Here is a 22,439-nt window from a genome sequence, read left to right on the forward strand (position 1 = left end):
TGACAGCCTAGTTTATGTGTTGAACAATCAACACAAGCGCGCACGGCAAATCATGCGCAGCGCTTCTCTATTAAAGACAGAAAAATCGAGATGGGCATCGTATTTTCAGACAACCCGCTTTTCGAGAACTGGGGCCGTCCGCTTCGTCTCGAAAGCAATATCATTGGCCTCGAACTTGTTTCTGGCGAGCTTCCCGACACACTCAGCGGGTGCTGGTTCCGCGCCGGCCCGGACTGGCAATATCCAAGCGGGCGTGACGACGACATCTTCATCGATGGCGAGGGTATGGTGCATCGCTTTAAATTCGAAAACGGCGGCGTTTCCTATCGCAGCCGGTGGGTGCGCACCGCCCGCTTCCAGGCCCAGGAAAAAGCAGGGCGCGCCCTCTTCGGAAAATACAGAAACCGATACACAAGCGATCCTTCCGTCGCCCATATCAGCATGGGCGCCGCAAACACCAACGCCATATTTCACGACGGGAAGCTCTTTGCTCTGAAAGAAGATGATCTTCCTTACGAGCTCGATCCAGACACGCTGGAAACGCTAGGAAGATACGATCATAAAGGCGTCGTCAAATCGGTGTGCATGAGCGCGCACCCGAAAATCGACACCGTCGAAGACAAACTTCTGACCTATGCCTATCAGGCTAAAGGCGACGCCACCAATGATATCGTCTATTACGAATTCAATGGTGACGGCGCACTCGATAACGAGATCTGGTTCGAAATGCCCTTCCCTGGCATGGTCCACGACTTCTCTGTCACGCCCCATTACGCAATCTTCCCAATTTTCCCGATGATTACCGATCTTGAGCGGATCAAACAGGGCGGCGATTTTTACGCCTATTATCCTGATGAAAACATGCATGTCGCGATCGTCCCGCGCAGAGGGACCGCTAAAGACGTAAAATGGTTCAAAGGCCCCGCATGGTCAGCAGGGCACATGCTGAACGCATTCGAGAAAGACGATTGCGTCAATCTCGATCTTTGCCTCTATGAAGGCAGCTGCTTCACGTTCCTCAAGACAGATAAAGGCGAACCAACAGCTTTCTGCCCGCCGATTCTGTCGCGCCTCACCTTCAATATGAAGCAACATGGCGACGAATTCGCCCGCCGGCCCATCATGCCCGTTCCTTGCGAAATGCCGCGCACGGACGACAGGTATCAGGGTTATCCAATCAGTCATGGCTTTGTGATCGCCTATCGCGGTCAGGACGGCACGAGCGCGCTCGGCAAGGTAGACATGTCAACTGGCGAGATGAAAGTCTGGTCGCCGGGTCCGCGCTCTTCAATTCATGAGCCGCAATTCGTGCCGCGCGCGCCGGATTCGCCGGAAGGCGACGGATGGTTGCTGGTTATCGTCAACCGGCTCGATGAAAATCACAGCGACCTAGCTATTGTGGACGCAAATGACATCGAAGCGGGTCCTGTGGCGCTGTTTAGTTTGCCGATGCGCGTGCGCTCGACCTTTCACGGAACCTGGGTTCCCGCTGAAACCATAGCGACCGGCCATCATGCGATGAGGAGGATGTTATGACCATGCTCTGCTGGCCCGACGGCGTTCCCAAAACCATGCCCGCGCAGGACCGCGCGGACATAATGGAGCTTTACGCACGTTACGCTTGGGGACTGGACCTGGCTGATAAAGAAATGCTGCTTTCGGCGTTCGCCGAAGACGCCTGGTTCGACCATTTATGGCAAGGCCGGGTTCAAGGTCACGACGCGATCCTGAAAAATATGCATGAGCTGTGGGGTGAGCGCTTCAACTGGTGGTTCGGCCGGCAGCATGTTTTTAATCATCACATCATGACCCCGACCGAAGACGGCGCCGATGTGCGCTGCTTCTTCCAGATTCTTCAGTACAACCCGGACTATAAGAATAATTTCGTCTTCGGGGTTGGGACGCGACAGGACAAGTTGGTGAAACGCGGCGGGCGCTGGGTATTTATCAGCCTTTACGTCAACGCGTGGACAAGCGCAGACGAGATACCATGGAAAGGCGAACGTCCGCCGGCCAAGGGGCCAAATAAGCCAAAGCCAGTCACCAACTCGTAAACGCCTCCGAACTTCATACAAATGTCTGCAGAGCAAACATAATGACAATACGCGACCAGATTGCAGAATTCGGTTTTGAGTTTTCGCCTGCGCTTATTCAAAAATCCATTGCGTTGTTCGCGCCGACTGCGCTCGCCCCCGACGAGACAGCCGTCTTGCGCGATCAAGCTTACGGTTCGCATGCGCGTCACCGACTAGATATCTTCTTGCCGAAAGCCGGCGAGGTGAAGCGCCCGGTTATCGTATTCGTTCATGGCGGTGGGTTTATAGGCGGAGATAAGGGTGCACCCGGCGCGCCTTTCTATAACAACATTGGCGCTTGGGCGACGGTGAACGGCATGCTCGGCGTTACTATGACGTACCGTCTTGCCCCTGACTATCCCTGGCCTGCCGGGGCGGAAGATATGGCGTCTGCGATATGTTGGCTGCACACGCATATCGCCGAACATGGCGGCGATCCGGATCGGATTTATCTTATGGGACAATCGGCTGGCGCAGCTCATGTCGCCGCCTATGTCGCACACGCGAAATGGCGTGCGGAAGCGGGAAAGCACGTTGCGGGCGCCATCATGCTCTCAGGTCTTTACGATGTTACGCGCGCAGACAGAAGCCCGCTTCAAGCCGCCTATTATGGAGACGATGAATCCGCTTATGCCGCATGCTCTTCTCTTGAAGGCTTCGCTGAGGTTTCAATCCCCTGCATGTTCACCATGGCCGAACACGATCCTGCGGACTTTCAACGCCAGGCGGGCTGGGTGCGCGATGTCTGGTCGAAAAGCCACGGCGGACAGTGCGACTTCGTGATCGCTAAAGGGCACAATCACATCACGCCGGTGCTGCAAATTGGCAGCCCGCATGACGAACTCGGACCGACCCTGATCGATTTTATTAATCTCTGAAAACTGTGCGGCGGCTATTCTGTTTTCTCCGCGAGGCGCATCCAGCGCCGCTCAAAGATCGCCGCACGAATCCTGACGTAAACCCCTTCAGCGATGTCATAAAACACGAAAGAGTTGATATAGAGCTGATCGCCTTTCGCCAACGGCCCAGACGGAAAGTCCGGCGCATCCGCCGTCGCCGTAAACGTCGATTTCAATTCCGCCGCGAGTGTTTCTCCATCGGACAGGCTGGCGCATATAGCTATCTTGCGCGACGCGACGGCGTTGACCTTTTTATAAAAATTGACGATCGCATCGCGGCCAACAAGCTCGCGACCGGTTCCGTTCATTAACCGTATATCCGGCGAATAGAACGTCACGAGCCTTTCGTAATCGCGATTATTGAAGGTGTCGATGTAATCGGCGAAACGCGTTTCAGGGCTCATATCAGCGCTCCCGAATAACTGCATAGCGGGACGAGCGGATACGCGAAAACAGTCCGTTCTCATTAATATCGTAGAAAATAAAATTGACAGTCTGACGCCGGTCACCGGCTTTCATAGGGCCCGGCGCAAAATCAGGCCAGTCCTTTTTGAAATCCAGTGTTGTAATGATTTCAATAGCGACGTGTTTCTTCGATCCGACGAATGTTTTCAGCTCGATATGTTCGTCTAGGCAGTCCATCACCATCGTGTAGAATTCCACAATCTGCGCCGCCCCTTTTAGGTTTGCCGCTTGACCGTAAAATTCAACGTCCGGCGCATAAAAGGCGCTGAACCCTTCAAAATCATGGTTGTTGAACGCACCGAGATAATGCTCGATCCATTCTCTAGTTCCAATTTCGCTCTTAGTCATCATGATTGCCTGTTTTTAAATGTCTCGAGAAAGCAGAAGAAACGAGCCGCTCTAGACTGCGACAGTTTCGCTTTTCCCTTCTGTGTAGAAATCATCGCGAATCTTTCTCGAAGCCAGAAAATAAAGCAGCGCTGCAGCAAAGAAGATGCAAACGGCCACATTCAACGCCCGCTGAATGCCGAGCGCGCTTGCCTCAAGACAAGCCGCCGCCGCTGACGCATTTGCACCGGCCAGAGCGACGCCGCCCGGGCAGGACGCGTGAAAATCTCCGTCGAAAGCCACCGTGGCCATGAGATCACTCACCCCGCCGATAAAGGTTGGCCCGAGACCGGAACCAATCATCGTGTACAGCATGGCAAACATCGCCGCCCCGGTCGCCCGCATGCGAGGCTGCAGCAGATTCTGGATCATGCCCGAGGTCGGGGCATAAAAAATAAGCAACATCGAGCCGGCAATGATCAGCAATATGGTCGCCAGGAAAATATTGTGCACATTGAAAGCCGCGAAATAGAAAAAAGGCGCAATGGTCAGACCAATAGCCGCCCCCCATGCCGGCCAGCGCTCATCGCGTTTGGCGAGGAAGTCGGTGCCGAACGATCCGATCATCAGACCTATGGTGAGAAATGCTGCGGAGGTGAATCCGTAAAAGACCGCCGCTTCACGCACCGGCATGTCGTATGTTCGCGCCAGGAAAACCGCGAGAAACTGCGAAATCGAGGTCATGCCAAAGCCTGCCGTTGAACCGCCTGCGATAATAAGCATCAAAGATGGTTTTGAACGGAGCGCTTTCAGAAAAGCCGGAAAATCCGGCGGCGGCGAAAGGCTTGGCGGGGATCCGTCCGCAAGGCCTCGGCTTGGTTCGCGGATAACAATGTAGACTACCAGCGCCACGATCAATCCGGCGGCGCCCAGAATGTAAAAAGCATAGCGCCAGTCAAATGCCTCGGCGAAATATCCCCCCACCAGCGAGCCGGTCAATATGCCCGCCGGCGTGCCAAGCATGATTAGGCCCATAACGGAAGCGCGCTGGTTTCTCTTAAACCTGTCGCCTACCATGGAGTTCACAGTGGGGATAAAACCGGCTTCACCCACCCCGACGCCGATACGGCCAATCGCAAGATGCGAGAACGAGGTTGCAAATCCGCAGAACAGCGTCGCCGCCGACCATACCGCTGTACACACTGCCATGATGGTAACCCGCGATTTCCGTTCGGCCACTCGCGCTAGGGGAAGCCCCAACATGGAGTACAAAAATGCAAAGGCTAAACCCTGCAACAATCCGAGCTGTAGATCCGTTAGGAGAAGTTCCGTCTTGATGGTTTGCGCCAGAACGGCAAAGACTGCGCGGTCAGCGAAGTCAAACAGGCACACGAAAAACATCAAGAAGACGAATACTCTCTGACTGTTTGGCGCCAGGATATCCCCATTCTCGGATTTAATTGACACGCAGGCCTCCCTATGTTGATTATTCAACACCTAACCTGTCGTCGGCGCAATGTGAAGCGGCCATGCCCGTCAACACGCGCAATCAGTCCACTCAATATATGATGTTGAGGCGAATAGACGACATTTATCACACGCCAGCAATCATAAGAGAGGACAGCAAATGTTCGTTTACATACTTGGAGCAGGCGCGATGGGATGCGTCTTTGGCGCGAAATTGTCCGCTGTTGGCTGGCGCGTCCATCTGATTGACGTGAATGCGAAGCAAATCGCCGCCATTAACGAAGCCGGCCTCCAGCTGCGCACTGACTCAGGCGAGCGGAACTATCGCTTACCGGCCAGCTATGCCGCAGATGCGAAAGAAAAGGCTGACCTGATTATTGTTTTTACGAAGTCTCTTCATACAAGCGACGCGATTGAGAGCATGAAGCATCTCATCGGCGATAGAACTTATGTGCTGACACTGCAGAACGGCCTCGGCAATGCGGCAAAACTCGCCGCCTGTGTCGCGAAAGATCACATCCTGGAAGGTGTCACCACTGTTCCTGCTGAACTTGTTTCGCCCGGGGTCGTTTCCTCTCATGGAATAGGCGCCGTGCAATTTTATCCAGTTGCGAAAGAAATGCCGCCCATCACAAAAGTAATTTCATCGGCGATGGAAAGCGCCGGCATAAAAGCTGCGACCGATCCCGAAATCAAGGCGGCGATTTGGACGAAAGTCATCTTCAACGCGACGATGAACGCCACTTGCGCCCTGCTTGACACCACGCCCGGTCCGCTAGGCGGTCAAGAGGACGGCGTCGCGCTTGCTAAGACGCTCATCGAAGAAGGCGCGATGGTCGCCCGGGCGAGCGGTTGCCCAATCGATGCGGCTGGCATTCACGCCATGGCGAAAATGTCCATGACGCAGCACCGTGACCACATTCCTTCCATGCTTCAAGATCTGCGTGGGGGGCGGCTCACCGAAGTTGACGACATCAACGGGGCAATCGTCAGGGAGGCGCGAGCTCATGGAGTAAGCGCGCCCATGCATGAAACACTCTGGCGCCTTATGCGCGTGCGTGAACGACTTTAGCTATCGCGGCGCTTCGCCCGCGATCGTCGTGCGATGCATCTCGCGGCGGAAACCGTCATAGTCATTCAAAGCTTGATGAATGCACAGGCGGTTGTCCCAAAGCACCAGCGTGTTTTTCTGCCAGCGCAGACGGCAGACAAAGGCAGGCTGCGTGATGTGACCGACCAGATAGTTTATGATCGGGAACGCCTCTTCTTCTTCGAACCCTTCAAAGTTGATGGCGTAGGATCCGTCCACATATAGGCACTGCTCACCCGAGACCGGGTGCGTGCGGACAAGCGGATGGAACGCGCCCTTGATCTTCTCTTTCATGTCATCCGGGAGGTCGGTTGCTGTACGCATCTTCACAAGTTTGCCGATAGGATCGTCACCCGCAGCACCCTTGGTTTGCGCATTTACAAGCACGTCGCGGATGGACATGTGAACCTTCAATCCGTCGAGCATCTTCTTCATTGCGGGACTGAGCAGACTGTAGGCAAGGGCGGAGTTCGCCCAAACCGTATCGCCTCCATAGGGAGGGATATCAACACCGTAAAGAATGCTAATTGCGGGCGGGCGTATCAGGAAGGGTGAGTCAGTGTGCCAGCCAGAACCAAACACCCAGCCGGTTCTCGTATCAGCTTCTTTGATGATAGGCTGGACGTTTCGATGCCCGTCGATGCCGTCTGTATAGGCGTCATCGGCGAACTCGCCGAAGCGCGCGCTAAACGATTCCAATATGCTTGCGTCAATATTCTGGTTACGCAGGTAAATCATCTTGTGCCGGAACAAGGCGTCTTCGACTTCCTTGAAGGCGTCGTCCGAAAGATCGCCGACGTCAACGCCCTTGATCTCGGCGCCCATCGCCGCGCAATGAGGCGCCGCTTCGATATGCTTGTAAGGCTTGGCGCAGTTGTATTCACGCCCGAACGAAATGGTCATCGACTTCCTCGCCTGAACTTTGACAGAGTCTTCTTATCAGGAAGAAGCCTACCCCAATTGTTGTTGATATATCAACATAATTATAAGGGAATAAACCCCCGGAACGCTTTCCGCGCCTCCTATGCGATGGATCAGGCGGCGCAAAGGTAGCAAGGCCCGCAAATCGCAACGGATGGCGCCGCCATAGGACGTTTCTGCCTTATTTAGGAAAGGCCACGATGAAAAACCTGATTGCGACGGCAAACCCACAACCTGTCAGGTTCAATGAGTCCGAGTATCGCCTTGATGATCTTATAGGGCGCCACGGAAAAGACATTCATCTTGCCAGCGTTTTAGCATATGAACGCCTTGCGGCGATGCCCTTCGAGGAGAAAGTTCATCCCAAGCTTTTAAGCAATAGGGAGCGCGAGTGCCTGACTTGGCTATGCGCCGGCCTTCGCGTCGTTGCAATTGCAGAAAAGCTTTCTATCAGCAACTCCGCAGTCAATCTTTATATTAACAACGCCAAGAATAAACTTGGAGCTAAAACACGCGAACAGGCCGTCGCGCGAGCGCTTATCAGTAGTGAAATAACCTTATAGACAATGTCGTTTTACGTATTCGACGATTTTTTGCATGGATTAGCTTGCACGAATCTAACAGCCATTGACCTGCTGCCCGCAAACCCCATCAAAAGCAAACATATAGAAATGAAACTGCACAGCACTCCTAATGTGTGAATACAAAAGCTGCTTTCGCAGCCAACACCTCAAACTCTTAAATTTCAACCACTTAGCTCCTTCGTATCAACCGCTTTGTCTTACGCTTGTGGTTGGATCGCGGTGGGGTTGGGGATCGGCTTGGCAATATTTGGCAATAAACTTCATTTACTGCTTTAGCGCCCAAACCAAAACCAATCCCGCGGAATCGTAACTCAGCGCATCACGGCCGCTCGTCAACGCCATCATCTGGTTGCGGGAATTGTAATCGTACTCCTCCGCCGAAATGTCAGTCGTGTTGCCGCGCGATATATTCGTCCCGCCGCGCCCGCCGCCAACGTGTACTGATTAAGTCCTTTGTCGGCCTAAGCGTTGGTGAAGTCCGCCCCCGGAACCCAGTCGAACAGACCGTTACCTGGGCTTACCTTCACGATCTGGCATGCAGCTTTATAGGCGTAGTTCCAGGTCGTGGTCGTGCGTCGTCCGGGGAGATCGTGGGACAGCGACGTCAGCCGCGACAGGCTATCAAAGGAAATGATGGCTTCCGCGCAGCGACCCGGCAGGCCGAACTGGAAACCACCGAAAGCGCCCTGCAGGGCCGGATGGGTCACGCGTACGTATCACGCGGCACGCGGTAATTCTAAGTCCATGTGTCAGACGAGGTGAACACACTGCGGTGATCACTTTGCCTTTCAAAAAAGCAGCGCGCTTTAGCCTTGGACGGTTTGGCGCCGAGTCGGCAAACCGTCTTCAACTGCCAAATCTCCACACTTGGCCAACGGCCACAAACTCTTAAAAATAAAAGAGAAAAATGGTGGGCGCGACTGGGATTGAACCAGTGACCCCTACGGTGTGAACGTAGTGCTCTCCCGCTGAGCTACGCGCCCTCTCCGGAACGACGATCACTCGCATCCCGGAGAAACGCTGTTCATACTCATTTGGCGAAGAGGGTCAAGCGACCTGTTGTCTGCCTTCACAATCGGCGTTTTTTGTCGCCGACATCGCCATGACGCGGGCCTTAGGGATCATGATGATCGCCCGAGCGCCCTCGTCCAGGCGGGAATCAATACGGAACGACCCGCCATGGGCGTCCGCGATAACTTTGACCAATGGCAATCCAAGGCCAAGCCCCTCCCGGGAACGACGCAGCGACATGTCAAGTTGCGCGAAGGGCGCCGTCAATTCTCCCATCCGCTCGGCTTTGATCCCAGGGCCATTATCCTTGACCATAATAGCGAGACCGCCCTGGCGGGTGAGTGCGGCCCCCAGAATGATCTCGACGCCGCGGGGCCCGAACTTAACGGAATTATCCACCAGCTTGCGGATCGCCCGGGAGAGAAGCGCCCGGTCACAACAGACCTCCACCTCACGCGAGCACAACTTCAGGGAAACCGACGCCTCGGCGAGACGCACGGTCTTCTCCACACCGGCCAGCGCATCGTCCACCAGCACGCCAAGGCTTACATCGGTTTCATTGAGCACAATCGGGCCGGAACGCGCATCCGAAGCAAGCAGCATATCCGATACCGAGTTCAACAACCGGCGCCCGCCATCGACGATATAGTCCGCATATTCTTTATGCAGATTGTCATTCTGTTTTGAAAACTGGTCGGCGATGATCTGGCCAAACCCAATAATCGCATTAAGCGGCGTTCTTAGCTCATGGCTCATCACGGACATCAGACTGTCCTTGAACTTGGCGCCAGCCTCCGCCTGATCGCGCGCGGCCCTTAACGCCTTGCGATCATCATTGGCGCGCAACACAAACTTCACAGCGTGGTGAAACAAGGACCAGTTCATCGGCTTGGCCAGAAACGATGTTGCTCCGGCGGCAAATGCGCGATCGACCGCGTCGCCGCGGTCGCTCGCCGTGATGACCATGACTGGCGTCTCCCCGACCTCAGCGTCGCTACGGATGGCTTCCGTCAGCTCGAAACCATTCATCACCGGCATGTCCAGATCGGAAATGACCATATCGGCGCCTTCCTTCTTGAGAAGGCTAAGCGCTTCGGCGCCGTTACAGGCGGTCACGACCTGATAGCCGGCCTCCAGCAATTTTGCGCTGGCAAGCTCGCGCATGATCGCGTCGTCATCGGCAAGTATGATTTTGCGCTCAGCATCCACGACTGGCAGATCTCCCACATCCAACGCACAAAGCCGCACGTCCGACAGCCGATTAACGCAAAATTATCTTAACAAGCGATTTCCAACAGCTCTCATTGATTGGTGAGAAAGTAAATTTCAAGCATTTGCTGTCTAGATTTACGTCTCGCAACCCCGCGGGCAAGAGGCTTTTGAGCATGCCGAAGCGCAAGCAGACCCTGCGCAGTCGATTAACCACGCTTGTCATCGTCGCCATTTTTGGCGCCGTTGCGATTGCGACTGCCTCTTCGGTGCTGCGTGAAATGAACCAGTTCGGCGCCGGCAAGCGCGCGGAACTATATGCATCGGCCAGTATTTTCGCGACCGCCATATCTGAAACGGTTTACACCCAAGACAAGATGGCGACCCTGAACGCCCTGCGCGCCATTTCTTACATTCCGAGCATTGAATATGTCCGCGTCAATCTTTCTGACGAAGTTACCTTCGTGGAACTCGGCAGCGCCACGACAATTCACAATGACGGGCTTAAATTATTTGAGGAGAACACCGCCCTTGGAATGCTGACATCACGGTCCGCCACCGCAACTGTGCCGATCATTCGTGGTGGAGAAACCATCGCATATCTGACACTGCACGCAAACACCAATTCGCTTTCTGAACGTATTGGCCAGTTGTTATATGACGCTTTCGTCGCCGCCGCCTTCGCTGGCGGCATTGGCATATTGATCGCGTTGAAAATGCAGCGCACCATCACGCAGCCTATTTTAAGCCTGTCCAAAGTCATGAGTCGCGTGCGTGAATCCGGCGATTTTTCCATGCGGGCCAAACAAGTCGAAGATGAAGAAATTTCGCAACTTGTCGACACATTCAACACAATGCTCGACCATATCCAAGAGCGCGACAGCAAGCTGCTGACCCATCAGCGCACGCTGGAGAAAACTGTTGACGTCAGGACGCAGGAAATGCGTAAGGCGAAAGAGTCGGCGGAAGCAGCAAACATGGCGAAATCAGACTTCCTCGCGACAATGAGCCACGAAATCCGTACGCCGATGAATGGCATGCTGGCCATGGCGGATCTGCTCAGCAAGGCGAAACTGGCGCCGCGGCACAAACGCTACGCAGAAGTGATCGCAAAATCCGGGCAGAGCCTTCTCGCCATCATCAACGACATCCTTGATTTTTCCAAGATCGAGGCCGGGCGTCTTGATCTCGAGACGATAGCTGTGCGCCCCGCTGATATTCTTGACGATGTGGTCAGCCTTTTCTGGGAGCGCGCCGCCTCAAGCAATATTGACCTCGCCGCTTATGTTGCGGCGAATACGCCGGAAGTGGTGGAGGGCGATCCTGTGCGGATCAGCCAGGTCCTTTCTAATCTGGTCAATAACGCCTTGAAATTCACAGAAGAAGGCCACGTCGTTGTCTCCGTGTCATTGAAAGCCGGCCATGATGAAGCCGCCAGCGGTGAAGGCGTGCTCGAATTTTCAGTTTCCGATACGGGCGTCGGCATTGCCAAGGAAAAACAGTCCGCGATTTTCGAAGCCTTTGCGCAAGCCGATCAAACAACGACCCGCCGCTATGGCGGCACCGGTCTTGGTCTCGCGATCTGCCGCAAACTGGTGGAAGCTATGCAGGGCGACATCGGCCTCACCAGCAAACCCGGCAAAGGCTCACGCTTTTTCTTCAGTATGAAGACAAAGCTGCTCTCTCCGCCGCCATTTATCCGCAAGGCTGAGGGCGAAAAACGCGCCGTCGTCGCCATCGACGGCGACGCAACCCCGAAAATGCTGGCGCTTTACTTGCGCGAAAGCGGCGTGATCCCGCATATCGTCGAAAAAGGCGCGGACTTCGGCGCGCATATCGCCTGCGCCGACATGATCTTCGCATCACCGGCGTTTTATCATGTGTATCAGCAGACGATCAGCGAAGGAAAAGCGCAGTGGATTCCTGCACGCATATGCGTTTGCGAGCTAGGCGATACGGCGCCGGATGAACTCGTCGAAAATGGCGTTGTCGAGGATATTCTCCTGGCGCCGCTTTCCCGCAAGGAAGTCATGGCCCAGATCGGGCGCATCTTCGATGATACGCTTCGCGGCAAAGCAGCGCTTGTGAACACCGAAAGCGCCGGCGCCGGTCATCTTGTGTTCAAGGGCCAGCATGTGCTCGCCGCCGATGACAGCGCCGTCAACCGCGAGGTCGTTCAAGAAGCGCTGTCACGCCTCAACCTCCAGGTCACGCTCGCCGGGAACGGCAAGGAAGCGCTTGCGCTTGCGCAACAACAGGAATTCGACCTGGTGCTGATGGATTGCTCCATGCCCGAGATGGACGGGTTTGAAGCCACCATGGCGCTCCGCGCTTTTGAAAAACACAAAGGCCGGATGCGCACGCCTGTTATAGCACTCACCGCTCACGTCGCCGGTAAGGAAGATGACTGGCGCGGAGCCGGTATGGATGACTATCTGACGAAACCCTTCACCCTCGATTCCCTGAGCGCTGTCATCGCGAACTATCTGGAGCGCGGCGCCGACAAGGAAGAGGTGACGGCTCCCATCAATATGGCGGAGAGCACGCATAACGCAGACGCCGCCGCGGCCATTGCTGTCCAGTCTGAGCTCGCCTTCGATCGCACCGTCCTCGATCAGATCGCCGCCATGCAGACATCCGGCGTCAATCTCCCTGTCAGAGCCTTGCGCTTGTTCGAAGAACATTCCCGGGACGGTTTACGCACGCTGGGGGCCTATCTGAAAACCGGAGACAAAGAGCAAATCGCCCGAGCCGCCCATGCCCTCAAATCCATGAGCGTCAATGTCGGCGCACGGGCGCTGGGTGAAGCCTGCGCAGCAGTCGAACATGCAGCCCGAGAAGGCGCCTCTTCAAAGGAACTTGTCGCGCTATGCAAGACCACGGCGAACATATATCGCGAGGCCCTGCGCGATCTTCCTGCGGCGATCAATCTGTATCAAAAAATCGCCGCGTAGCACTGCTGCGCAGTCATCAGTGAACACGGATAGAAACGCGAACGCATCCGATGACTGACACGGCGCGCGTCACGGCGATAACCGGGTGACCGTCTTCGCGCGAACAGGGCTCAAGCCGCGCCGCGCCGTCGCGGCCGCCGCGCCACCGCCGAAGCACCGGCGTCTCGTTCACATGCGCCAGACAGAAGTCGCCATCATCGGGAGTGCGGTCTTCATAGTCGATCACCACCACCGTATCCGGCAGGAATGCGAGATCAACCGCAGGATCATTTACAAAAACGGCGAAAAGCTTCGAAGGCCCAAGCGTGACGGGGATATAATCCTCGGCCATCACATGAGGATCGGCGTTTGCATCCTGCGCCAGCAGGGAGGCGGCCCGCAAAGAGATGACCGGGACATGACGAACCGGACGGCGGATATAAGCCGCGGCGGCGTGCTTGTCGCTTTCCGCAGAGGACCGGTCCCCGGCGGCAAGCCAATCGAGGGACGAGTCCAGGGCGTCGGCGAGTTTCGCCAGCGTCAGGCGGCGCGGGTCGTGCACGCCGCTTTCCCAATTGGCGATCGCGGGCTGGCTGACCCCGACCTTGAGGGCGAGGTCTGACTGGCTCATGCCGCGAGCCTTGCGGGCCTGGCGAATGCGCTCGCCGATGGAGCGGGCGGCGGGGGCGGTCTGGGGTAGCGCCATGTGGTTCTCCACGTTTATAAGTATATCTTATATTATTTGGTCTCGGTGCGCTATAAAATTTCGCAGCGGCTGGAAAAGGCGCACCCCTTACGCCTCAAACTGTAAGAATATAACGATTTTTTCCGGAAACTGACTGGTATAAAAAATATTTGGATAAGGCTTGAAAAAATCAGTTTGCCTTATATTCTTCGCTTCGTGGAAACGTTCAATGCATAGATCGGGGTAGTGGAATGACTGACCTGTGCGACAAAGACGGCGCGAACCGTCTCGCAGCAAAAATACAGGATTTCTGGCGCAAACGCGGCTTTGACGTGGTGGTGGAGACGAAAGACGAAGGCTTTGTCTCGACCATGCGATCAGCCCGCACCGACCTGCGCTCAAATATGATCAATGGCATGCCGACCAAATTCGGGGGCGCTGAAGCCGGTTAAGGCCGCAGCGCTGCGCCGATCAATCGGGATGCTTCCCGGTAGTGAGAAAAGAGCCCCGCCGTCTCAGCGGCCAGGGTTATCGGGCCATATCCGAAATCCGCAATGAAACAGGGTAGGTCCGCGGCCTTCGCGGCGCGGATATCCGTATCACTGTCGCCGATAAAGACCGCCCGCCGGGCGTTTGTTTTTTCAAGACACAAGCGCACGGGCGCCGGATCGGGCTTCGCCGCCGCCGTCGTATCGGCGCCCACAATCGCGTCAAACAGATGTGAAACGCCGAGCGTTTCGATCAGCAGCCGCGCCATGGCTTCGCGCTTGTTGGTGCAGATGGCGGCGCGCGCGCCCCGCGCCAGAAAACCCTCGATCATTTCAATGGCATAGTCGAAGGGGCGTGAATGAACGGCGATATTCGCCTGATAGTGGTCAAGAAAGCGGGTCATGGCGAGGTCGAGCTCCTCCGCCTCGGCCTCGCGGCCGGCGCTCACCACATAGCCGCGCATCAGCATGCGCCTGGCTCCATGCCCCACAAGGTGGCGAACCTCACTGGTCGGGACGCTGGCGTGCCCCGCTTCGACGAGGGCGTGATTCATGGCGGCGGCGAGATCCTCAACCGTATCCACCAGCGTGCCGTCCAAGTCGAAAAGTAGCGCCGCGCCCTTGAGATCTTCCGCCATAGCCTTGCCTGTTTTCGCTTCCACGCTTTTTCCGGCGCCGAATCGCGCCAATTCCGGCTGACCCCATAGGCCGTTTCGTCGCCCTTATGATAGACGAGACCGCCAGAAAGACATGAAAGCGCGACGATGAAAGCCCAGAAGACAGCCGCAATAATTCTCGCCGCAGGCCATGGCACGCGAATGAAGTCAGCCCTGCCGAAAGTCATGCACGAAATAGGCGGGCGGGCGATGATCGCCCATGTCATGGATGCGGCGGCGGCCCTCAGCCCGGATCGCATGGCGGTCGTCATTGGTGATCACGCGCCGGAGGTCGGCGCGTTTGCGCAGTCCATCCAGAAAGACGCGACTGTCGCGGTTCAGTCTCCGCCACAAGGGACGGGCCACGCCGTGCTGCAGGCCCTGCCGTCGCTCGAAGGCTTCTCCGGAGCGGCGATCATTCTTTATGCCGACACACCTCTGGTGACGCCGGCGACCCTTCGCGCCCTCGCCCGCCAAATAGAAAAAGGCGCCGCCGTCGCCGTGCTCGGTTTCCGGCCGGACGATCCCGGCGCCTATGGGCGATTGAAACTTGACGACAAGGGCGCCCTCTCCGCCATCGTCGAAGCGAAAGACGCCAATGAAGAAGAACTTGAAATCACCCTGTGCAATTCCGGCGTGATGGCGATCGACGCCGCCTTCCTGCAAAAGCGCCTGAAAGACATCGGCAACAAGAACGCCAAGAAAGAATATTACCTCACCGATATTGTGGCGCTTGCCCGCAAGGACCGCAAAAGCTGCGCCGTTATCGAAGCGAGTGCAGAAGAAGTTCTTGGCGTCAATTCGCGCGTTGAACTCGCTGAAGCGGAAGCCGTCTTTCAAGACCGCATGCGCAAGGCCGCCATGGAAAACGGCACCACCCTCGCCGATCCGTCAACGGTCTATTTCTCATGGGATACAAAAACCGGCAAGGATGTTGTCATCGGGCAAAATGTCGTGTTTGGACCCGGCGTCACCATCAGCGACGGCGCCGAGATTAAACCCTTCTCCCATCTCGAAGGCGCGAGCGTCGCCGCCAGAGCGAGCGCCGGACCATTCGCGCGCCTGCGCCCTGGCGCGGATCTGAAATCCGGCGCAAAAGTCGGCAATTTCGTTGAAATCAAGAAAGCGATTATCGGCGACGGCGCGAAAGTTTCCCACCTCACCTATCTCGGCGACGCGGAAGTGGGTGCGGAGGCCAATATCGGCGCGGGAACCATCACCTGTAATTACGATGGCTATAACAAGCACAAAACGAAAATCGGCAAAGGCGCGTTCATCGGATCGAACTCATCGCTTGTCGCGCCCGTGACCATAGGCGACGGCGCCTATGTGGGATCAGGGTCAGTCGTCACGAAAGACGTCGCGCCCGGAGACCTTGCGGTCGCGCGCGGACGGCAAACGGCGATCAAGGGCTGGGCCGCGCGCTTTCATGAAAACAACAAAGACAAAAAGAAATAGGAAGAGATGATGGACAAGGACGCAGGCAAGAAACGCGCCGCCGAAGAAGCCGCCAAACATATTGAACGCGGCATGACGCTTGGCCTCGGCACCGGCTCCACCGCGGCGCATTTTGTCGATATTGTCGGCGCTCTTGTCGCTGATGGCTGGGATTTGCGCGGTGTGCCCACATCGGAAGCTACGCGCGCCCATGCCGAAAGGCTCGGCGTCAGCATTATCGAACCCAATGAAACAACGATCATCGACCTCGCGGTTGACGGCGCCGATGAAGCCGACCCGTCGCTCAATCTAATCAAGGGCGGCGGCGCCGCGCTGTTGCGCGAGAAGATCATCGCGCATGCAGCCAAGAAATTCATTGTCATAGCCGACAAGTCAAAGCGCGTGGCGGCGCTCGGCGCCTTTCCCCTGCCCATAGAAATTTCACCTTACAGCTGGGCGCTGACCGTTGCAGCGCTCCGGCGCACGCTCTCTGAGAACGGTTTTGACGGCGCGCCCCTGGAGCTGCGCGCGCATGACGGCGCGCCGGTGAAAACAGATGGCGGCAATCTCATCATCGACGCCAGACTTGGCCGCATCGACGATCCCGCAGCGCTCGAAAAAGCCCTCGCCGCCATTCCCGGCGTTCTCGAATGCGGTCTCTTCTGCGCCATGACGGATATGGTCATCTATGGCGATGAAGACGGAATCAGCATCGCAAGCGCGTGAACGCCTCTTAGACTTTATCTTTTGACTTCCCGTTTCGTCTTTGCGCCTGCGCGGCCTCCGCGTTAGGTTGGCCTCGTATCAGGACTGGACCTCATGACCACCCGCATTGAAAAACTGCAGGACGCGATCAAGGATTACGGCGCCGCCGCCTTCGAAAACCTGTTGCGCTGCAAGGGTTTTGGCGAGGCCGTCGTCAACGGATTGCCCGAATTTCTCGGCTGCTCCTCCGACTGCGTGACCGCCGTTCCGCCTGAAGGCCCATTCGATCCGAGCAAGGATTACGGAGAGGATGCGTTCAGCTATCGTCACCGGGAAGTGATCGTGCTGGAGCCGGTTCAGTTCGGCCTCGCGCTCACGATGAAGAATATGGAAGATTCAGGCGCGCTCTGGCTGCGAACCGCGCTTTCCGTTGAAGTCACCGGCGACAGCTTTGATGTTTTTGTGGCGCAACAGCCGATCATTCACATCCCGCTTGATTACAGCGACAAGCTTGAGCCGGTCTTCGAGGCGATCTATCGCGAATTCTTGAACACCTTCCAGCTTGAAGTGCTCGAGTTCAATGACAAACGTTTCGAGACCCGCATCGGGTTCGTACCGGAAAAAGAAAAACAAGGCTCCTCATGACCAAGTATGATTACGACCTCTTCACCATCGGCGCCGGCTCCGGCGGTGTGCGCGCGTCCCGTCTTGCGTCCAGCTACGGAGCGAAAGTCGGCGTTGCGGAGGAATTCCGGGTGGGCGGCACCTGTGTCATTCGCGGCTGCGTGCCAAAAAAATATCTCGTTTACGCCAGCGAATATGGCCACGGCTTTCAGGACGCAAAAGGGTATGGCTGGAGTGCGGATAATGTCTCTTTTGACTGGTCGAAGCTGATCGCCAACAAGGATGCGGAGATCGACCGCCTCAACGGGATCTATATCCGTAACTTGAAAAACGCTGGCGCTGATATTTTCCAGTCCCGCGCCACGATAAAAGATGCGCATACGGTTCATCTCGAAGCGGAAAACCGCGACGTCACCGCCGAGCGCATCCTTGTCGCCGTCGGGGGCGCGCCCTGGGTCGATGAAACCGTGCCGGGCCACGAGCTTGGCATCACCTCAAACGAGGCGTTTCACCTGGAAGAACTGCCCAAACATGTCGTCGTCGCGGGCGGCGGCTATATCGCGATTGAATTCGCCTGCATCTTCAAAGGGCTCGGCGCCGATGTCTGCCTCGTTTATCGCGGCGAAGATATTTTGCGCTATTTCGACGCCGATGTGTCGACACAGGTTCACAAGGAAATGCAGCGTCAGGGCATCCGCGTCATCACGCAGGCGGTGTTCGACAAGATCGAAAAACTGGATGGCGATCAGAAACGCCTTCATCTCTCCACCGGCGTTCACATCGACACGGACTGCGTTTTCTGGGCCGTGGGCCGCAAACCCGTGACCCAAGGACTGGGCCTCGAAAACGCCGGCGTTGAAACGGACAAGAACGGCGCCATCAAGGTCAATGACCAGTCGCAATCCTCCGTACCCAGCATTTTCGCCGTGGGCGACGTGACCGATCGCGTCAACCTGACGCCGGTGGCGATCCGCGAGGGCGCCGCCTTCGCAGAAACATTTTACAACAACAACCCCACCGAAACCGATTACCGCTTCATTCCCAAAGCCGTGTTCTCACAACCGCCGGTCGGTTCGGTGGGCTACGCTGAACATGAAGCGCGCCATGAGTTCAAGAATGTAGACATCTACAAGACCGAGTTCCGGTCCATGAAACACATCCTGACGGAATCGGGCGAGCGCGTGTTGATGAAAATCGTTGTCGACGGCGACACCGACCGCGTTCTCGGCTGTCACATTGTCGGCGAATATTCAGCGGAGATGATCCAGTGCATCGCTATCGCTGTGAAAGCGGGCCTGAAGAAAAAAGACTTTGACGACACGGTGGCGCTGCACCCGACCATCGCCGAAGAACTGGTGACGTTAAAGACGAAATTCTTACCGTCATCCTCGGACACGCCGTAAGCGGGCTAGTCTTTGCGCGTTAACGGCACTCAGCCTTTGCGCGGTCCAGCGCCGCCGAAACCCCGCGCAGGGAAATCACGTAACTCGTCGCCGTGCCGCGCGAAGAGACCGCACTGATGCGCATGTCTGCTCCCTGACGCATGGCGCGGATGAGACGCTGCTCCTCGCTCGCCGCCTCTATGAAGGCCTCATTCTCGGAGGAATACATTTCCCATTTGTCGGAGCCAATTCGAAGCGTCGGTTCCGGCTTGGTGTTGAGGGCGTAGCCGGTCATCAGGCTGGGTTGCTCTTTCGCGGCGCCCGATTTCCAGGTGGCGATCAGAAAAAACACGTCGCCGTGATTGACCGATTTCGGCGACTTGTCTGTGGCCTCGGTCGCCGCGAAACAGATTTTTTCGCCGTCAGTTTCACGCACGAAGACGCTCCAGTCCCGAAAGGTCGCTTTGGCTTCCGGCTGCTGGGCGACAGCGGCGCTTGTGGAAAACACCGCGGCAAGGCTGGAAAGCATGGCGAGAACAAGGGCTAAGGACAGACGAGGCATGGACGCGAGGCTCCCTTCAGGCAGATAGACACATGGCGGAAAATCCCACCTTTTCCATGCTGATAACATAGTTCGAAATTTGTCGCGACAGTGACCGGCCGGAGTTTTTTGCCCGGCATTGCAAGCCACAAGGCCTTGCGCCATAACGGCGCGGAATTTCACGACTTTTTACCCTACTGGAGAGACTTGATGATACCCGGACGCGATTCCTTGAAGACAAAGAAAACGCTTTCCGCCGGCGGCGCGACCTATGCTTATTACAGCCTTGCCGAAGCGTCGAAGCAGATCGGCGATATTTCCCGCCTGCCTTTCTCCCTGAAAGTCCTGCTGGAAAACCTCCTCAGATTTGAGGATGACCGCTCCGTCACCACAGACGACATCAAGGCCTTCGCAGACTGGCTGAAAACCGGCAAGTCGACCCGCGAAATCGCTTACCGCCCGGCGCGCGTGCTGATGCAGGATTTCACCGGCGTTCCCGCTGTGGTCGATCTCGCGGCCATGCGCGACGCCATGAAAGCGCTCGGTGAAGACCCGGAAAAAATCAATCCGCTGGCGCCGGTGGATCTCGTCATCGACCACTCGGTGATGGTGGATTATTTCGGCGGGCCGGGCGCGTTCAAGAAAAACGTCGATCGCGAATATGAACGAAACGCCGAACGCTACCAGTTTCTGAAATGGGGCCAGGGCGCGTTCGACAATTTCCGCGTCGTGCCGCCGGGGACCGGTATCTGTCACCAGGTCAATCTTGAATATCTGGCGCAGACCGTCTGGACCGCCGACTATAAAGGCGAGACCTACGCCTATCCCGATACGCTTGTGGGCACTGACAGCCACACCACCATGGTCAACGGTCTTTCCGTTCTCGGCTGGGGTGTCGGCGGCATCGAAGCCGAAGCGGCGATGCTCGGCCAGCCCGTCTCCATGCTTATCCCTGAAGTGATCGGCTTCAAACTCACCGGCAAACTGCCCGAAGGCGCGACGGCGACCGACCTCGTTCTCGTCATCGTCGAAATGCTGCGCAAGAAAGGCGTCGTCGGCAAGTTCGTGGAGTTTTACGGACCGGGCCTCGACCATCTCGCCCTCGAAGACCAGGCGACCATCGCCAATATGGCGCCGGAATATGGCGCCACCTGCGGCTTCTTCCCGGTTGATGAGGAAACCCTGCGTTACCTCAAAGCGACGGGCCGTTCCGACGAGCGCGTTGCGCTGGTCGAAGCCTATGCAAAAGAACAGGGCATGTGGCGCTCAAAAGACACGCCGGACCCGGTCTTCACCGATACGCTTGAACTTGACCTGACATCCGTCATCCCCTCCATCGCCGGGCCGAAACGCCCGCAGGACCGAATCGATCTCGCTAAAGCCCCGCAAGGGTTCGCCGCCGCTCTCGACAAGGAATATGGCAAGGCGGACGAAGCCAAAAAGCGCTTTCCAGTGGCCGGAGAAAAATTCGATCTCGGCCATGGCGATGTCGCTGTCGCCGCCATCACATCCTGCACCAACACCTCGAACCCGTCCGTCCTGATCGCCGCCGGCCTCGTCGCGCGCAACGCTCATGCGCGCGGGCTCACGGTGAAGCCCTGGGTGAAGACATCGCTTGCGCCCGGCAGTCAGGTGGTGACTGATTATCTCGATGCAGCGAACCTCACCGACGATCTTGACGCGCTCGGCTTCAATCTCGTCGGCTATGGCTGCACGACCTGCATCGGCAACTCTGGCCCTCTTCCCGAGGCCATTTCGCAAACCATCAATGAAAACGATCTTGCCGTCGCCTCCGTGCTTTCAGGCAACCGGAATTTTGAAGGCCGCATCTCACAGGATGTGCGCGCCAACTTCCTCGCTTCGCCGCCGCTCGTCGTCGCCTATGCGATTGCAGGCACCATGAACGTGAACCTGACGACCGATCCGCTCGGCCAGGACAAGGACGGCAAGGACGTCTTCCTGAAAGACATCTGGCCATCCAACAAGGAAATCGCAGAAGTCGTTCGCGAAAATGTCACGGCGAAAATGTTCGCCGAACGCTACGCCGACGTCTTCAAGGGCGATGAGAAATGGCAGGCGATCGACGCCGGCGACGGCCAGACCTATCGCTGGCCCGCTTCGACCTATGTCGCGAACCCGCCCTATTTCGAAGGCATGACCAAAGAGCCGAAACCGGTCGAACCGATCAACAGCGCCCGCGTGCTCGCGCTCTTTGGCGACTCGATCACGACCGACCACATTTCACCCGCCGGCGCCATCAAGGAAGATAGTCCGGCCGGCGCGTATCTGAAATCCCATCAGGTTCCGGTTCAGGAATTCAACTCCTATGGCTCGCGCCGCGGCAACCACGAAGTCATGATGCGCGGCACCTTCGCCAATATCCGCATCAAGAACCAGATGGTTCCGGGCACCGAGGGCGGCGTGACGAAATATGTAGGCACCGGCGAAACCATGCCGATCTATGATGCAGCCATGAAATACAAAGCTGCGAATACGCCGAGCGTGGTTTTTGCGGGCAAAGAATACGGCACCGGCTCCTCGCGCGACTGGGCGGCGAAGGGCACCATCCTTCTCGGCGTACGCGCTGTCATCGCCCAGAGCTTTGAACGCATCCACCGCTCAAACCTCATCGGCATGGGCGTCTTGCCGCTGCAATTCAAAGAAGGCGACAGCTGGGAATCGCTTGGCCTTACCGGCGATGAAGAAGTCACGATCCATAATGTCGACAAGATCGAGCCCAGAACCAATCTCACCGTCTCGGTCAAATTCGCTAATGGCGAAACCAAGGATGTTGACGTTCTTGTGCGCATCGATACAGCGGATGAGCTCGACTATTTCCGTCATGGCGGCATTTTGCATTACGTTATCCGCAATCTGGCGGCGTAAAACAAACAAAATCAAAAGCAAAACGGCCTGACCTAATTTACGGTCAGGCCTTTT

The 22,439-nt window shown here is 56.7% G+C and carries 21 protein-coding genes and 1 tRNA gene; 12 read left to right on the forward strand and 10 right to left on the reverse strand.

The genetic code is table 11. From position 1 onward, the window contains the following. The first annotated feature begins 90 nt into the window (after positions 1–90). Genes ACFOOP_RS01950 through ACFOOP_RS01960 form a run of 3 tightly spaced genes read left to right on the forward strand, consistent with a single transcriptional unit; the run spans position 91 to position 2,953 of the window. On the forward strand, positions 91–1,536 hold the full coding sequence (locus ACFOOP_RS01950; protein ID WP_379879177.1) for a carotenoid oxygenase family protein: 1,446 nt from the start codon (positions 91–93) through the stop codon (positions 1,534–1,536). Then, positions 1,533–2,054 (forward strand): nuclear transport factor 2 family protein, encoded by a 522-nt coding sequence (locus tag ACFOOP_RS01955; protein ID WP_379879179.1) that lies wholly within the window; start codon positions 1,533–1,535, stop codon positions 2,052–2,054. Before ACFOOP_RS01950 ends, ACFOOP_RS01955 begins: the two co-directional genes overlap by 4 nt. Positions 2,055–2,095: 41 nt before the next feature. Next, positions 2,096–2,953 carry an alpha/beta hydrolase gene (locus ACFOOP_RS01960; RefSeq protein ID WP_379879181.1) on the forward strand — a complete coding sequence of 286 codons (858 nt, stop codon included), beginning with the start codon at positions 2,096–2,098 and terminating at the stop codon, positions 2,951–2,953. 14 nt (positions 2,954–2,967) lie between these two features. On the opposite strand, the gene ACFOOP_RS01965 is transcribed toward ACFOOP_RS01960, so the two are convergent. The 3 genes from ACFOOP_RS01965 to ACFOOP_RS01975 are packed head-to-tail and all read right to left on the reverse strand — an operon-like array spanning position 2,968 to position 5,233. After that, entirely contained in the window at positions 2,968–3,378 is a 411-nt protein-coding gene (locus tag ACFOOP_RS01965) for a nuclear transport factor 2 family protein (protein ID WP_379879183.1), read from the reverse strand. A 1-nt stretch (position 3,379) separates the two neighbouring features. Next, complete coding sequence (locus tag ACFOOP_RS01970) at positions 3,380–3,790, reverse strand: nuclear transport factor 2 family protein (protein ID WP_379879185.1); 411 nt, start codon at positions 3,788–3,790, stop codon at positions 3,380–3,382. Positions 3,791–3,838: 48 nt separating this feature from the next. Further along, a complete protein-coding gene (locus ACFOOP_RS01975; RefSeq protein ID WP_379879186.1) occupies positions 3,839–5,233 on the reverse strand; it encodes a spinster family MFS transporter in 1,395 nt (464 codons plus the stop codon). 160 nt (positions 5,234–5,393) lie between these two features. On the opposite strand from ACFOOP_RS01975, the gene ACFOOP_RS01980 reads away from it, so the two are divergent. Then, entirely contained in the window at positions 5,394–6,305 is a 912-nt protein-coding gene (locus ACFOOP_RS01980; protein ID WP_379879188.1) for a ketopantoate reductase family protein, read from the forward strand. On the opposite strand, the gene ACFOOP_RS01985 is transcribed toward ACFOOP_RS01980, so the two are convergent. Continuing rightward, positions 6,306–7,226: a TauD/TfdA dioxygenase family protein gene (locus ACFOOP_RS01985; protein ID WP_379879189.1), complete on the reverse strand. Its 921-nt coding sequence runs from the start codon at positions 7,224–7,226 to the stop codon at positions 6,306–6,308. Between the two features lie 218 nt (positions 7,227–7,444). Between ACFOOP_RS01985 and ACFOOP_RS01990 the strand changes: the two genes are divergently transcribed. After that, positions 7,445–7,807 (forward strand): response regulator transcription factor, encoded by a 363-nt coding sequence (locus ACFOOP_RS01990; protein WP_379879190.1) that lies wholly within the window; start codon positions 7,445–7,447, stop codon positions 7,805–7,807. A 482-nt stretch (positions 7,808–8,289) separates the two neighbouring features. On the opposite strand, the gene ACFOOP_RS01995 is transcribed toward ACFOOP_RS01990, so the two are convergent. The 3 genes from ACFOOP_RS01995 to ACFOOP_RS02005 form a co-directional block, all read right to left on the reverse strand. Beyond that, positions 8,290–8,535: a hypothetical protein gene (locus tag ACFOOP_RS01995; protein ID WP_379879191.1), complete on the reverse strand. Its 246-nt coding sequence runs from the start codon at positions 8,533–8,535 to the stop codon at positions 8,290–8,292. A 201-nt stretch (positions 8,536–8,736) separates the two neighbouring features. Continuing rightward, positions 8,737–8,811: transfer RNA gene (locus ACFOOP_RS02000), tRNA-Val, on the reverse strand. Between the two features lie 64 nt (positions 8,812–8,875). Beyond that, entirely contained in the window at positions 8,876–10,066 is a 1,191-nt protein-coding gene (locus tag ACFOOP_RS02005) for an ATP-binding response regulator (RefSeq protein ID WP_379879192.1), read from the reverse strand. A gap of 158 nt (positions 10,067–10,224) precedes the next feature. Between ACFOOP_RS02005 and ACFOOP_RS02010 the strand changes: the two genes are divergently transcribed. Next, a complete protein-coding gene (locus ACFOOP_RS02010) occupies positions 10,225–13,002 on the forward strand; it encodes a hybrid sensor histidine kinase/response regulator (RefSeq protein WP_379879193.1) in 2,778 nt (925 codons plus the stop codon). 16 nt (positions 13,003–13,018) lie between these two features. Here ACFOOP_RS02010 and ACFOOP_RS02015 read toward each other — a convergent pair whose 3' ends face one another. Then, a complete protein-coding gene (locus ACFOOP_RS02015; protein WP_379879194.1) occupies positions 13,019–13,687 on the reverse strand; it encodes a helix-turn-helix domain-containing protein in 669 nt (222 codons plus the stop codon). A gap of 230 nt (positions 13,688–13,917) precedes the next feature. On the opposite strand from ACFOOP_RS02015, the gene ACFOOP_RS02020 reads away from it, so the two are divergent. Then, positions 13,918–14,118, forward strand: a complete 201-nt coding sequence (locus tag ACFOOP_RS02020; RefSeq protein WP_379879195.1) for a hypothetical protein — start codon at positions 13,918–13,920, stop codon at positions 14,116–14,118. On the opposite strand, the gene ACFOOP_RS02025 is transcribed toward ACFOOP_RS02020, so the two are convergent. After that, complete coding sequence (locus tag ACFOOP_RS02025; RefSeq protein WP_379879196.1) at positions 14,115–14,816, reverse strand: HAD-IA family hydrolase; 702 nt, start codon at positions 14,814–14,816, stop codon at positions 14,115–14,117. The two genes, ACFOOP_RS02020 and ACFOOP_RS02025, sit on opposite strands and share 4 nt — an antisense overlap. A 102-nt stretch (positions 14,817–14,918) precedes the next feature. On the opposite strand from ACFOOP_RS02025, the gene glmU reads away from it, so the two are divergent. From glmU to gor, 4 genes are all read left to right on the forward strand, one after another. Beyond that, complete coding sequence (glmU, locus tag ACFOOP_RS02030; RefSeq protein ID WP_379879197.1) at positions 14,919–16,268, forward strand: bifunctional UDP-N-acetylglucosamine diphosphorylase/glucosamine-1-phosphate N-acetyltransferase GlmU; 1,350 nt, start codon at positions 14,919–14,921, stop codon at positions 16,266–16,268. Positions 16,269–16,274: 6 nt separating this feature from the next. Continuing rightward, positions 16,275–16,973, forward strand: coding sequence for a ribose-5-phosphate isomerase RpiA (gene rpiA / locus ACFOOP_RS02035; RefSeq protein WP_379879198.1), 699 nt, complete (start codon positions 16,275–16,277; stop codon positions 16,971–16,973). 93 nt (positions 16,974–17,066) lie between these two features. Beyond that, a complete protein-coding gene (locus tag ACFOOP_RS02040) occupies positions 17,067–17,597 on the forward strand; it encodes a hypothetical protein (protein ID WP_379879199.1) in 531 nt (176 codons plus the stop codon). After that, a complete protein-coding gene (gene gor / locus ACFOOP_RS02045) occupies positions 17,594–18,979 on the forward strand; it encodes a glutathione-disulfide reductase (RefSeq protein WP_379879200.1) in 1,386 nt (461 codons plus the stop codon). The genes ACFOOP_RS02040 and gor overlap by 4 nt, the downstream gene beginning before the upstream one ends. 19 nt (positions 18,980–18,998) lie before the next feature. Here the strand turns inward: gor and ACFOOP_RS02050 are convergent, their stop codons facing one another. Then, a complete protein-coding gene (locus tag ACFOOP_RS02050; protein WP_379879201.1) occupies positions 18,999–19,520 on the reverse strand; it encodes an invasion associated locus B family protein in 522 nt (173 codons plus the stop codon). A gap of 189 nt (positions 19,521–19,709) precedes the next feature. On the opposite strand from ACFOOP_RS02050, the gene acnA reads away from it, so the two are divergent. After that, positions 19,710–22,385, forward strand: a complete 2,676-nt coding sequence (gene acnA, locus ACFOOP_RS02055) for an aconitate hydratase AcnA (protein ID WP_379879202.1) — start codon at positions 19,710–19,712, stop codon at positions 22,383–22,385. The last annotated feature ends 54 nt before the right edge of the window (positions 22,386–22,439 follow it).

The sequence above is a fragment of the Hyphococcus aureus genome (assembly GCF_042643165.1).
GTDB classification, from domain to species: Bacteria; Pseudomonadota; Alphaproteobacteria; order Caulobacterales; family Parvularculaceae; genus Hyphococcus; species Hyphococcus aureus.